The 12,510-nt window shown below is 69.7% G+C and carries 10 protein-coding genes; 3 read left to right on the top strand and 7 right to left on the bottom strand.

Annotation, left to right across the window (positions count from 1 at the left end; genetic code table 11):
- Positions 1-35 precede the first annotated feature (35 nt).
- The 5 genes from ACFWBN_RS22955 to kdpF all read right to left on the bottom strand — a co-directional run bounded on the left by ACFWBN_RS22955 (position 36) and on the right by kdpF (position 5,430).
- On the bottom strand, positions 36-725 hold the full coding sequence (locus ACFWBN_RS22955) for a response regulator (protein ID WP_385178757.1): 690 nt from the start codon (positions 723-725) through the stop codon (positions 36-38).
- A 125-nt stretch (positions 726-850) separates the two neighbouring features.
- On the bottom strand, positions 851-1,567 hold the full coding sequence (locus ACFWBN_RS22960) for a potassium-transporting ATPase subunit C (RefSeq protein WP_385178758.1): 717 nt from the start codon (positions 1,565-1,567) through the stop codon (positions 851-853).
- Between the two features lie 4 nt (positions 1,568-1,571).
- The gene (gene kdpB / locus ACFWBN_RS22965; RefSeq protein ID WP_385178759.1) at positions 1,572-3,671 is read right to left on the bottom strand and encodes a potassium-transporting ATPase subunit KdpB; all 2,100 of its coding nucleotides are present in this window, start codon (positions 3,669-3,671) and stop codon (positions 1,572-1,574) included.
- On the bottom strand, positions 3,668-5,332 hold the full coding sequence (gene kdpA / locus ACFWBN_RS22970) for a potassium-transporting ATPase subunit KdpA (RefSeq protein ID WP_385178760.1): 1,665 nt from the start codon (positions 5,330-5,332) through the stop codon (positions 3,668-3,670). Before kdpA ends, kdpB begins: the two co-directional genes overlap by 4 nt.
- A gap of 8 nt (positions 5,333-5,340) precedes the next feature.
- On the bottom strand, positions 5,341-5,430 hold the full coding sequence (gene kdpF, locus ACFWBN_RS22975; protein WP_042817481.1) for a K(+)-transporting ATPase subunit F: 90 nt from the start codon (positions 5,428-5,430) through the stop codon (positions 5,341-5,343).
- 526 nt (positions 5,431-5,956) lie between these two features.
- Between kdpF and ACFWBN_RS22980 the strand changes: the two genes are divergently transcribed.
- Positions 5,957-7,858, top strand: coding sequence for an APC family permease (locus tag ACFWBN_RS22980; protein WP_385178761.1), 1,902 nt, complete (start codon positions 5,957-5,959; stop codon positions 7,856-7,858).
- Between the two features lie 254 nt (positions 7,859-8,112).
- Positions 8,113-10,050, top strand: coding sequence for an APC family permease (locus ACFWBN_RS22985; protein ID WP_385178762.1), 1,938 nt, complete (start codon positions 8,113-8,115; stop codon positions 10,048-10,050).
- Positions 10,051-10,141: 91 nt separating this feature from the next.
- Here ACFWBN_RS22985 and lysA read toward each other — a convergent pair whose 3' ends face one another.
- Both lysA and ACFWBN_RS22995 read right to left on the bottom strand, forming a co-directional pair.
- Positions 10,142-11,476, bottom strand: coding sequence for a diaminopimelate decarboxylase (lysA, locus tag ACFWBN_RS22990; protein WP_385178763.1), 1,335 nt, complete (start codon positions 11,474-11,476; stop codon positions 10,142-10,144).
- A gap of 13 nt (positions 11,477-11,489) precedes the next feature.
- Positions 11,490-11,825, bottom strand: coding sequence for an SAV_915 family protein (locus ACFWBN_RS22995; protein WP_385178764.1), 336 nt, complete (start codon positions 11,823-11,825; stop codon positions 11,490-11,492).
- Between the two features lie 262 nt (positions 11,826-12,087).
- Between ACFWBN_RS22995 and ACFWBN_RS23000 the strand changes: the two genes are divergently transcribed.
- A complete protein-coding gene (locus ACFWBN_RS23000) occupies positions 12,088-12,447 on the top strand; it encodes a VOC family protein (protein WP_385178765.1) in 360 nt (119 codons plus the stop codon).
- The last annotated feature ends 63 nt before the right edge of the window (positions 12,448-12,510 follow it).

Here is a 12,510-nt window from a genome sequence, read left to right on the forward strand (position 1 = left end):
GGCGTTGGGCTCTGTGCTGACGACCGGGAGGACGGTCAGGGTTCGAAGCGGTATCCCATGCCGGGTTCGGTGATCAGGTACCGGGGGTGGGAGGGGTCGGCTTCCAGTTTGCGCCGTAGCTGGGCCATGTATACACGCAGGTAGTTGGTGTTCTCCCCGTAGGTCGGGCCCCAGACCTCCAGGAGCAGTCGCCCCTGGGTGATCAGGCGGCCCGGGTGGGTGATGAGGATTTCCAGCAGGTGCCACTCGGTCGGGGTGAGCCGTACCGTGCGGTCGCCGCGGCGCACCTTCTTCGCGACGAGGTCGATGGTGAACTCGTCGGTCGTGACGACCGCGACCTCGTCGGCCTGGGATGCCGCCGGGGACTCCTGTCTGCGGGTGGCCGCCCGTAGACGGGCGAGCAGCTCGTCCATGCTGAACGGTTTCGTCACGTAGTCGTCCGCGCCGGCGTCCAGGGCCCGGATCTTGTCCTCGGAGGTGTGGCGGGCGGAGAGGACCAGGATCGGGATCCGGCTCCAGCCGCGGACACTCCTGATGACCTCGATGCCGTCCATGTCCGGCAGACCCAGGTCCAGCACTATGACGTCAGGTCTGCGGGCGGCTGCGAGCCGCAGGGCCGAGCCGCCGTCGGGCGCCTCCTCGACCTCGAACTTGCGCGCCTGGAGATTGATCTTCAGTGCGCGGACGAGCTGAGGGTCGTCCTCCACCACCAGCACCCGGGTCATCGGTGTGCAGCCTTTCCTTCGTCAAGGGCACGGTACGAAGCCGGCGGGGCGCTGGGGCCATCCAGCGGCAGCTGGGGCAGCTTCGCGCCCCGCCGGTCTTCCTGCTCCGTGCGAGAGGGCGACCGTCAGCCCTTGGTCAGGGCCTTGAGCGCGGTGTTGAGCTCGAGGACGTTGACGCGCGGTTCGCCCATGAAGCCGAGGGTGCGGCCGGCGGTGTGGTCGGCGACGAGCTTCTCGACCCGCGCGACGTCGAGCTTGTTCTGCTCGGCGACGCGGTGGATCTGGAGCTTGGCGTACGCGGGGGAGATGTCGGGGTCGAGGCCGGATCCGGAGGAGGTGACGGCGTCGGCCGGTACGTCCTCGGGCCTGACCTCGTAGCCGGCGGTGGAGTTGTCGGCGACGACGGCGTCCTTGGCGGCGATGACCTGGGCGCAGAGGGTGCCTTCCTCCGCGTCCTTCGTGCAGATGCCGTTGACCGCGCCGTTGTCGGCGGAGCGGTTGGTGGCGCCGGAGAGGATCAGGGAGTACCGGGTGTTGACGCTGTTGGAGCCGAGGCCGTTGGAGGGGCGCGGCTGGAACCACTTCAGGTCCGGCTTCGCGGCCTCTTCGGCGTCGTCCGGGTCCTTCTTCGGCAGGTTGTAGGTCTGGCCGATGAGGGAGGAGCCGACGACCTGGCCGCTCTTGTCCTTGATCTCGGAGCCGTTGGCCTTGTCGTTGAAGAGGGCCTGGGCGATCCCGGTGACGGCCAGCGGGTAGATGACCCCGCAGATGACCGTGAGGACCAGCAGGGCCCGCAGGCCCGCCCCGATCAACCGTGCTGTGTTGCCTACGGAGTTGTTCATGGGGTCAGCCGATTCCGGGGATGAGGGAGATGAGCATGTCGATGATCTTGATGCCGATGAACGGGGCGATCAGGCCGCCGAGTCCGTAGATGCCGAGGTTGCGGCGGAGCATCCTGTCGGCGCTGGTCGGCCGGTACTGGACGCCCTTGAGGGCGAGCGGCACGAGCGCGATGATGACCAGCGCGTTGAAGATGACGGCGGAGAGGATCGCGGAGTTCGGGGAGGACAGGCCCATGATGTTGAGCTTGTCGAGGCCCGGGTAGACCACCGCGAACATCGCGGGGATGATCGCGAAGTACTTCGCGACGTCGTTGGCGATGGAGAACGTGGTGAGCGCGCCCCGGGTGATGAGGAGCTGCTTGCCGATCTCGACGATCTCGATGAGCTTGGTGGGGTTGGAGTCCAGGTCCACCATGTTCCCGGCCTCCTTGGCGGCCGAGGTACCGGTGTTCATCGCGACCCCGACGTCTGCCTGCGCGAGCGCCGGCGCGTCGTTCGTACCGTCGCCCGTCATCGCGACGAGCTTGCCGCCGGCCTGCTCCCGCTTGATGAGGGCCATCTTGTCCTCGGGGGTGGCCTCGGCGAGGAAGTCGTCGACACCCGCCTCTTCGGCGATGGCCTTGGCGGTGAGCGGGTTGTCGCCCGTGATCATGATGGTCTTGATGCCCATGCGGCGCAGCTCGTCGAACCGCTCGCGCATGCCTTCCTTGACGACGTCCTTGAGGTGGATGACGCCGAGGACGCGGGCGCCCTTCTCGTCGTGGACGGCGACCAGGAGCGGCGTGCCACCGGCTTCGGAGATCCGGTTGGCGAGGAGGTCGGCGTCTTCGGAGACCTGGCCGCCCTGCTCCTTGACCCAGGTGATGACCGAACCGGCAGCGCCCTTGCGGGTCTTCCTGCCGTCCACGTCGACACCCGACATGCGGGTCTGGGCGGTGAAGGCGATCCATTCGGCGTGCGACAGCTCGCCCTGGTGGCGCTCGCGCAGTCCGTACTTCTCCTTCGCGAGGACGACGATCGAGCGACCCTCGGGGGTCTCGTCCGCAAGCGACGAAAGCTGGGCCGCGTCGGCCAGTTCCGCTTCCGTCGTGCCCTTGACGGGGACGAACTCCGAGGCCTGGCGGTTGCCGAGGGTGATGGTGCCGGTCTTGTCGAGCAGCAGCGTCGACACGTCACCGGCCGCTTCCACCGCCCGGCCCGACATCGCCAGGACGTTGCGCTGGACCAGGCGGTCCATGCCCGCGATGCCGATCGCGGAGAGCAGCGCGCCGATGGTGGTCGGGATCAGGCAGACCAGGAGCGCGGTGAGCACGATCATGGACTGCTTGGCGCCCGCGTAGATCGCGAACGGCTGCAGGGTGACCACGGCCAGCAGGAAGACGATGGTCAACGAGGCGAGCAGGATGTTCAGCGCGATCTCGTTGGGCGTCTTCTGCCGGGCCGCACCCTCGACGAGGGCGATCATGCGGTCGATGAAGGTCTCGCCGGGCTTCGTCGTGATCTTGACGACGATGCGGTCGGACAGCACCTTCGTACCGCCGGTCACCGCGCTGCGGTCGCCGCCGGATTCCCGGATGACCGGGGCGGACTCACCCGTGATGGCGGATTCGTCCACGGACGCGACGCCCTCGACGACGTCTCCGTCGCCGGGGATGATGTCGCCGGCCTCGCAGACCACCAGGTCGCCGATCTTGAGATCGGTGCCCGGTACCTGCTCTTCGGTCCGGCCGACGAGCCGCCGGGCGACGGTGTCGGTCTTGGCCTTGCGCAGGGTGTCGGCCTGGGCCTTGCCGCGGCCCTCGGCCACCGCCTCGGCAAGGTTCGCGAAGATCGTGGTCAGCCACAGCCAGGCCGTGATCGCCCAGCCGAACCAGTCCGTCGGGTCCTTGATCGCCAGCACGGTCGTCACGACCGAGCCGATCAGGACCACGAACATGACCGGGGACTTGATCATCACGCGCGGGTCGAGCTTGCGGACGGCGTCCGGGAAGGACTTCAGCAGTGCCTTGGGGTCGAACAGCCCGCCGCCTACACGGCCGGCAGGCGGCTTGTGGCCGGTCGGCAGGTCGTCGTGCGGAGCACGGGTCGGAGTGGCGGTGCTCATGATGCGAGCCCTTCGGCGAGCGGACCCAGCGCCAGGGCCGGGAAGTAGGTCAGTCCGGTGATGATGATGATCGTGCCGACGAGGAGGCCCGCGTAGAGCGGCTTGTCGGTGCGCAGCGTGCCCGCCGTGGCGGGGACGGGCTTCTGCTCGGCGAGCGAGCCGGCCAGGGCGAGGACGAAGACCATCGGCAGGAAGCGGCCCAGCAGCATCGCGATGCCGATGGTGCTGTTGAACCACTGCGTGTCGGCGTTCAGGCCCGCGAAGGCCGAGCCGTTGTTGTTGGCGCCCGAGGTGTAGGCGTAGAGGATCTCGGAGAAGCCGTGCGCACCGGTGTTGGTCATGGAGTTGCCCGGGGTGGGCAGGGCCATCGCGGCGGCGGTGAAGCACAGCACCAGGGCGGGGGTGATGAGGATGTAGCAGGCGGCGAGCTTGATCTCGCGGGTGCCGATCTTCTTGCCGAGGTACTCGGGGGTGCGGCCTACCATCAGGCCGGCGATGAACACCGCGATGATCGCCATGATCAGCATGCCGTAGAGGCCGGAACCCACACCGCCCGGTGCGATCTCGCCGAGCTGCATGCCGAGCAGCTGGATGCCGCCGCCGAGCCCGGTGTACGAGGAGTGGAAGGAGTTGACCGCGCCGGTGGAGGTGAGGGTGGTCGCGACGGAGAAGATCGAGGATGCGGCGATGCCGTACCGGGTCTCCTTGCCCTCCATGGCGCCGCCCGAGACCTCGAAGGCCGGGCCGTGGTGGGCGAATTCGGTCCACATCATCAGGCCGGTGAAGGCGATCCAGATGATGCCCATGGTGGCGAGGATCGCGTAGCCCTGGCGCAGGTTTCCGACCATGCGGCCGAAGGTGCGGGTCATCGCGAAGGGGATGATCAGGATCAGGAAGATTTCGAACAGGTTCGAGAACGGGGTGGGGTTCTCGAAGGGGTGCGCGGAGTTGGCGTTGAAGTAGCCGCCGCCGTTCGTACCGAGCTCCTTGATGACCTCCTGCGAGGCCACCGCCCCGCCGTTCCACTGCTGCGTCCCGCCGAGGAACTGACCGACCTCGTGGATCCCGGCGAAGTTCTGGATGACCCCGCACGCGACCAGGACGATCGCGCCGATCACCGAGATCGGCAGCAGGATGCGGACGGTGCCGCGCACCAGGTCGGCCCAGAAGTTGCCGAGTTCGCCGGTGCGGGAGCGGGAGAAGCCGCGGACGAGGGCGACCGCGACGGCCATGCCGACCGCCGCCGAGACGAAGTTCTGCACCGCGAGGCCGCCGGTCTGCACGACGTGGCCCATGGCCTGTTCACCGGCGTACGACTGCCAGTTGGTGTTCGCCACGAAGGAGGCGGCGGTGTTGAAGGCCTGGTCCGGGTCGATCGACACGAAGCCGAGCGAGCCGGGCAGGCTGCCCTGCAGACGCTGCAGGAGGTAGAGGAAGAGGACGCTCACGGCGGAGAAGGCGAGGACGGCGCGCAGGTAGGCGGGCCAGCGCATCTCGGCCGACGGGTTGGCGCCGATGGCCTTGTAGATCCACTTCTCCGGCTTGTAGTGCTTCTCGGAGGAGTAGACCCGGGCCATGTGGTCGCCGAGCGGACGGTATGCCAGGGCCAGCGCGGCGATCAGCGCGAGCAGCTGGAGCACACCAGCGGTTACGGGGCTCATATCAGTGCTCAGAACCTCTCCGGGTACACAAGGGCGAGGACGAGGTATCCGAGCAGGGAGACGGCCACGACGAGGCCGACGATGTTCTCGACAGTCACAGCTTGGTCACCCCCCGGGCGATGAGAGCCACCAGCGCGAAAACCGCGACCGTGGTGACGACGAAGGCCAGATCGGCCATCGCGAGCTCCTGAGTTGAGTTGGGTGGAAGAAATGAATCGGCCGGCCGGCCAATGACGAGACAACCGCGTCTTCAGCCCGGCGTTAAGCCACCTTGACGGGCTCCATACGGGCGCCCGAGAACTCTTAACGCCCCCCTGACGCCAACCGCCCTCGACGGCCGCCTCAGCCCCGGTGGGCGGCGTCAGCCCTGGTGGGACAGGCCGGCCGAGTCCAGAGCGGCACCGGCCCGGGCGGGTGTCGCCCGCATCGAGCGTGCCCGTCGGCGGAGGTGGAGCCACGCGCCCTGATGAGGTCTTGACGCGCCTCATACGGATTCCCGGGACTGCCGTCAGGAGCGCGTGAAGACCGGGGCGTGAGCCGTATGGATACCGACAAGAACACTGGCATTCCGGCCGGGCCGTTTCGACGCTGTCCTCACTTTGTCCGACGGAGGAACCAGCGAAGATGGCCATACACATGGGAAAGCCGAGCACGGCAGGACGGACCCCGGGCACGGAGGAGCCGCCTGATACCGGCGACGCCACAACGCCCTCGGCGGGGGACCGGCACCGGCTGACCGCCCTCCAGGGGCTCGCCGCGCTGTCGCTCGACGCGATGGCGTCCGTGGCGTACGGGCCGGAGGCGATCGTGCTGGTGCTGGCGGCGGCCGGCGCGTACGGCATGGGGTTCACCCTCCCGGTGACGCTCGCCATCGCCGCGCTCCTGGCGGTGCTGGTGGCCTCGTACCGGCAGGTGATCGCGGCGTTCCCGGACGGCGGCGGCTCGTACGCGGTCGCCAAGCGGCATCTGGGCCGGCGCACGAGCCTGGTCGCCGCGGCCTCGCTGATCCTCGACTACGTGCTGAACGTCGCCGTCTCCGTCACCGCCGGCGTGGCCGCCCTGACCTCGGCCTTCCCGGAGCTGTACGGGGAGCGGGTCTGGATCTGCCTCGGTGTCCTGGCGCTCGTCACCGCCGTGAACCTGCGCGGAGTCGTGGACTCGGCGAAGGCCTTCCTCGTCCCGACCGCCGTGTTCGTGGGGTCGATCCTGGCCATGGTCGTCGTGGGCCTGTTCCGTGACGGGCCGGTGAGTACCGCCTCGGCCGCCGGACACGCCTCCGCGCTGGGTGAAGCCGCGCTGCACCACAGTTCGGGGACCGTCGGCGCGCTCCTGCTGCTGAAGGCCTTCGCGGCCGGGTGTTCCGCCCTGACCGGCGTCGAGGCCGTCGCCAACGCCGTACCGTCCTTCCGCGCCCCCGCCGCCCGCCGCGCCCAGCGCACCGAAGTGGCACTCGGCGCCCTGCTCGGCGCGATGCTGATCGGGCTGTCGGTGCTGATCGGCCGCTTCCACCTCCAGCCCGTCGAGGGAGTGACCGTGCTGGCCCAGCTCGCGGACGCCTCGTTCGGGCACGACCTCGCCTTCTACGTGGTCCAGTTCGCGACGATGGTGCTGCTCGCGCTGGCCGCGAACACGTCCTTCGGCGGCCTGCCCGTGCTGATGAGCCTGCTGGCCCGCGACAACCACCTGCCGCACTTCTTCGCCCTCAAGGCCGACCGCCAGGTGCACCGCCACGGAGTCGTGTGGCTGGCGCTCGTCTCGGGCGTTCTCCTGGTCTTCTCCGGCGGCGACACCAACACCCTCGTCCCGCTCTTCGCGATCGGCGTCTTCGTCGGCTTCACCATCTGCCAGGTCGGAATGGTCCGCCACTGGTACGGCGAGCGCCCCCGGGGCCGGCGGGCGAAGGCGGCGCTCAACGGCTTCGGCGCGGTGCTGACGGGCGTCTCGGCGATCGTCGTCACTGCCACCAAGTTCACCGAAGGCGCCTGGCTGATCGTCCTCGCCCTGCCGCTGATCGTCCTCGCCTTCGAGAAGATCCACCGCGCCTACGCCGAGATCGGCGAACGCCTGGAGCTCGGCCGTATCCCGCAGCCGCCCCAGTGCTCCCGCTCCCTGGTCGTCGTACCCGTATCGGGCCTGTCCCGACTGACCAGCCGGGCACTGACCGCCGCCCACTCGCTCGGTGACGAGGTCCTCGCCGTGACCGTCACCCACCCGGCTCCCGAGGACCGGCCGGCCGCCGAGGCGCTGCGACGGGACTGGGAGCTGTGGAAGCCCGGCGTCGAGCTGATCGAGCTCTCCTCGGACACCCGCTCGCTCGGCCGCCCGGTGTCCGGCTACGTGCGCGAGCTGGCGCGGGCACACCCGGACGCCCAGGTGACCGTTCTGATTCCGGAGACCGAACCCGCCCACCTGTGGCAGCGGGTGCTGCAGAACCAGCGCGGCTCCGTCCTCGCCCACGCCATCCGCCGGGACACCGACGCCGTCATCTGCCGACTGCGCTTCCGCATCACGGCCGACGCACGGTGACGCGCCCTTGCCGGCAGGGGGGTGGCCGGCTCGTCCTGCGCGGCGTCCGCCACCGCCCCGCCTCCGCGCACGACCTGCTGCGCCGCGACCTCGGCGTCCACGGCCCCGGCCGATTACGCCGCAGGTGGCTCTGTGGGCGTTAAGGACGCGTCAGGATTCGCCCGCTCGCGTGCACGACTGATCAGCCTGCGTACGCTGGCTCAGCCGTCGATGTCGATGGCTGAATCTTTGCCGTACGACAGGAGCTCCCCACGATGGCCACCCCTGCCCGCTCCTCGCGCCTGCGCGCGTGGCTGCTGGAAGGCTTGACCGCCCAGACGAGTTCGCCCGCGGCCAAGGAGTCGGCGGCCCAGCCCCATGGCCGGCCGTGGTGGCGGGTCATGTGCCTGACCGGCCTGGACTACTTCTCCACCCTCGGCTACCAGCCCGGTATCGCGGCGCTCGCCGCCGGTTTGCTGTCACCGCTGGCGACCATCGTGCTCGTACTGCTGACCCTCTTCGGCGCGCTGCCCGTCTACCGGCGGGTGGCCGAGGAGAGCCCGCACGGCGAGGGCTCGATCGCCATGCTGGAGCGGCTGCTGACGTTCTGGAAGGGGAAGCTGTTCGTCCTGACCCTGCTCGGGTTCGCGGCCACCGACTTCCTCATCACCATCACCCTGTCGGCCGCCGACGCGACCGCGCACCTGGTCGAGAACCCGCACCTCACCAGTACCCTGCACGGCCACGAAGTACTGATCACCTTGATCATGATCGCGCTGCTCGGGGCCGTCTTCCTCAAGGGGTTCAGCGAGGCCATCGGCGTGGCCGTGGTCCTGGTGGCCACCTACCTCGGGCTGAACGTCGTGGTCGTGGCGGTGGGCCTGTGGGAAGTGATCAGCGAACCGCACGTCATCACGGACTGGTCGCAGGCGCTGACCACGGAGCACGGCAACCCGTTCATGATGATCGCCATCGCGCTCATCGTCTTCCCGAAGCTCGCGCTGGGCCTCTCCGGCTTCGAGACCGGTGTGGCGGTCATGCCGCACGTCGAGGGCGACCCCGGGGACACCGAGGACAAGCCCGCAGGCCGGATCCGCGGGGCCAAGAAGCTGCTGACGACCGCCGCCATCATCATGAGCGTCTTCCTGATCTGCTCCAGCTTCATCACCACCCTGCTGATCCCCGCCGACCAGTTCCAGCCGGGCGGCGAGGCCAACGGGCGCGCCCTCGCCTACCTGGCACACGAGCACCTGGGGTCCGCCTTCGGCACGGTCTACGACGTCTCCACGATCCTCATCCTGTGGTTCGCCGGCTCCTCGGCCATGGCGGGTCTGCTGAACCTGATGCCGCGCTACCTGCCCCGCTACGGCATGGCCCCGCACTGGGCCCGGGCCCTGCGGCCGATGGTGATCGTCTTCACCCTGATCGCCTTCCTGGTGACGTGGATCTTCAACGCCGACGTCGACGCGCAGGGCGGCGCGTACGCCACCGGTGTCCTCGTCCTGATCACCTCGGCGGCCGTCGCCGTGACCATCGCCGCCCGCCGGGCGGGGGAGCGCGGCTGGACGATCGGCTTCGGCATCATCTCGGCCGTCTTCATCTACACCACGGCCGTCAACGTCGTGGAGCGGCCGGACGGCGTGAAGATCGGCGCCTGCTTCATCGCGGGCATCATGGCGCTCTCGCTCCTCTCCCGGCTCGCCCGGGTCTTCGAGCTGCGCGTCACGCACGTGGAGTTCGACGACATGGCGCAACGTTTCATCCGTGACACCGCCAGCCGCACGATCCGCTTCATCGCCAACGAGCCCGACAACCGGGACGTCGAGGAGTACCGGCAGAAGAAGGAGCAGATCCGCGCGGACAACGACATCCCGTCCGAGGACGACGTCATGTTCGTCGAGGTCACCGTCCTGGACGCGTCCGAGTTCGAATCCGGCATGCGGGTACGCGGCGAAGTCCTGCACGGCCGCTACCGCGTCCTGACCCTGGAGAGCTCCAGCATCCCCAACGCGCTGGCCGCCCTCCTCCTCCACGTCCGGGACGAGACCGGCCAGCGCCCGCACATCTACTTCGAGTGGACCGAGGGCAACCCGATGGCCAACTTCCTGCGGTTCTTCCTCTTCGGGCAGGGCGAGGTCGCCCCCGTCACCCGCGAGGTCATCCGCGAGGCGGAACCGGACCGCTCCCGCCGCCCCCACGTCCACGCGGGCTGACCCCCGCGCTCCAGGACGCCTACGGGAATCCCGCCGGACCCTCGCCACGGCGGAAGGTCCGGCGGGATCCCCCCTGCTCGGGCGCCCGGCCCTACCCGCCGATGTCCCGGCTGCGGAAGTCCTCCAGCGTCTCGCGCCGGACCAGCACCCGGGCCGCGCCTTCGTGGACCGCGATGACCGCGGGGCGGCCTACGAGGTTGTAGCCGGAGGCCATGGACAGCTGGTAGGCGCCGGCGACCGGTACGGCGAGCAGGTCGCCGGGGTGGATGTCGCCGGGCAGTTCCACGTCGGCCGCGAGGATGTCGCCGGCCTCGCAATGCCGTCCGACGACGGTCGTCGTGCGGGGTCCGGCCGTGGAGTGGCGGCCGATCAGGCGGGGCGCGTAGCGCACCCCGTACAGGGCGGGGCGCGGGTTGTCGCTCATACCGCCGTCGACGGCGACGAACACCTTCTCGCCGGTGTGCTTGACGGCGAGTACCCGGTACAGGGCGACCCCGGCGGGCCCGACAACGGCCCGGCCGGGCTCGATGAGGAGCCGGGGCACGGTCAGCCGGGCGGCGGCGCAGCCTGCGACGAGCTCCGCGCGTAGCCGCCGGGCCAGCGCGGGGAGGTCGAGGGCGGGCTCGCCCGGCCGGTAGGCGACGCCGTGGCCGCCGCCCATGTCCAGCTCGGGCAGGACGATGCCGTGCGCGTCGCGGATGCGGGCCATCAGCCCGATCATGCGGCGCAGGGCCACCAGGTAGGGCTTCACCTCGGTGATCTGGGAGCCGATGTGGCAGTGCAGGCCGGTCAGTTCGAGCTGCGGCTGACCCAGGATCCGCGTGACGGCGTGCTGTGCGCCGCCGTCGGTGAGGGAGAGGCCGAACTTCTGGTCGTCGGTACCGGTGCGGATCTTGTCGTGGCCGCCGGCCGAGACGCCCGGCACCACCCGCACCATGACCTTCTGGTGCCCGTCGGGGCCGACGGCGGCCGCGATCCGGGCGATCTCGGACGGACCGTCGATCACGATCCGCCCCACCCCGAGCCGCAGCGCCGCCTCCAGATCGCGGGGCGACTTGGCGTTGCCGTGCAGCACGATCCGCTCGGGCGGGAAACCGGCGGTGACCGCGAGCTCCAGCTCACCGGCGGAGCACACGTCCAGGCCCAGTCCCTCCTCCTTCACCCAGCGCACCATCGCGCGGGAGAGGAACGCCTTCGCGGCGTACAGCACGTCCGCTTCGGGGAAGGCGTCCCGGTAGGTCCGGCAGCGCCCGCGCACCTCACCCTCGTCCAGGACGTAGGCCGGGGTGTCGAACCGCTCGGCCACCTCCGCCAGCGACACTCCGCCGACGGCCAGCCCGCCGTGCGCGAGCCGTTCGGTGGACGCGGGCCATATGGACAGGTCCTCCGCGCCGGCGGCAACCTCGGAGAGAACGGCAATGGTCATCGGGACTTCCCTCTCAGAGAGCGCGGGCCGCGGCCTCGACCGTCCGTGCCGGCACCGGGGTGACGGCGGGAGCGGTGAAGGTCGGGTCGATCGTCAGCGGGCCCGCGCCGAGCGGCGAAGCCAAGGCGCGGAGCGCGGACTCGGACAGCCGGATCCAGGGCTGCTCCGCGCCGAGCGTCGCGGCCAGCAGCTCCGGGCGGGTGAATCCGACGGCGGTGCGGTCGCCCAGAGGGGTGCGGAACATCCGGAGCACCACCTCCGCTGTTCCCGGCCGGACGGGCACGTAGAGAGGTCCGGCCGGGATCCGTTCCTCAGGCTCGGGATCGTCGTCGTACTGGAACAAACACATGGGGCCCTCCCAGCGGAACCACGAGTGGCAGTTGAAGCCCCGGATGCGGGGAGGCAGCCCGGGGCGCGACATCGAAGCTATCCCCGCGTTCCCACACCCGCGGCCCTCCCATGACGGGACCTTGACGACCACCGGCCAAGTCCATACGGATCACTGACGGCCGGCCCGTCCGGCGTGCCGGGCGCGCGGCGGGCGGCCGCAGCCAGCAGTCTGTAGCCCGGGGGGTCACCAGAGCGACGCCGCATCACGAAAGGAAGACCTCGTGCCTTCTCGACTCAACCCGTACATCAGCTTCGACGGAGATGCCCGCCAGGCCATGGAGTTCTACCAGGGGATCTTCGGCGGCACCCTGAGGACGAGCACCTACGGCGAGTTCGGGGCCAAGGAAGCCGGAGACGCCGCCGACAACCCGCCCGGACAGCCGTACGAGCCCGGCAACAACATCTCGGTCAGTGTGAGCGGGGAGGACGCCGACGAGCTGCGCGGCTACTGGGAGAAGCTCTCGGCCGGCGGCACGGTCGCGGTCCCGCTGGAGAAGCAGATGTGGGGCGACGTGTTCGGCATGTGCACGGACCGCTTCGGCATGACATGGCTGGTCAACATCAACCAGCGCCAGGGCTGACCGGTCCGGCAGGGCATTCTGTGCAGGTGCAGTCGAACCTCTCGCAGAACCAACTCCCCGACG

Source organism: Streptomyces sp. NPDC059989 (genome assembly GCF_042736975.1).
Taxonomy (GTDB): domain Bacteria; phylum Actinomycetota; class Actinomycetes; order Streptomycetales; family Streptomycetaceae; genus Streptomyces.

Excerpts from the sequence above, each read along its gene's own strand:
- ACFWBN_RS22980 (WP_385178761.1), top strand. The coding sequence starts at position 5,957 with ATGGCCATACACATGGGAAAGCCGAGCACGGCAGGACGGACCCCGGGC.
- ACFWBN_RS22985 (WP_385178762.1), top strand. The coding sequence starts at position 8,113 with ATGGCCACCCCTGCCCGCTCCTCGCGCCTGCGCGCGTGGCTGCTGGAA.
- kdpB (WP_385178759.1), bottom strand. The coding sequence starts at position 3,671 with ATGAGCACCGCCACTCCGACCCGTGCTCCGCACGACGACCTGCCGACC.
- kdpA (WP_385178760.1), bottom strand. The coding sequence starts at position 5,332 with ATGAGCCCCGTAACCGCTGGTGTGCTCCAGCTGCTCGCGCTGATCGCC.
- ACFWBN_RS22995 (WP_385178764.1), bottom strand. The coding sequence starts at position 11,825 with ATGTGTTTGTTCCAGTACGACGACGATCCCGAGCCTGAGGAACGGATC.
- lysA (WP_385178763.1), bottom strand. The coding sequence starts at position 11,476 with ATGACCATTGCCGTTCTCTCCGAGGTTGCCGCCGGCGCGGAGGACCTG.
- ACFWBN_RS22955 (WP_385178757.1), bottom strand. The coding sequence starts at position 725 with ATGACCCGGGTGCTGGTGGTGGAGGACGACCCTCAGCTCGTCCGCGCA.
- ACFWBN_RS22960 (WP_385178758.1), bottom strand. The coding sequence starts at position 1,567 with ATGAACAACTCCGTAGGCAACACAGCACGGTTGATCGGGGCGGGCCTG.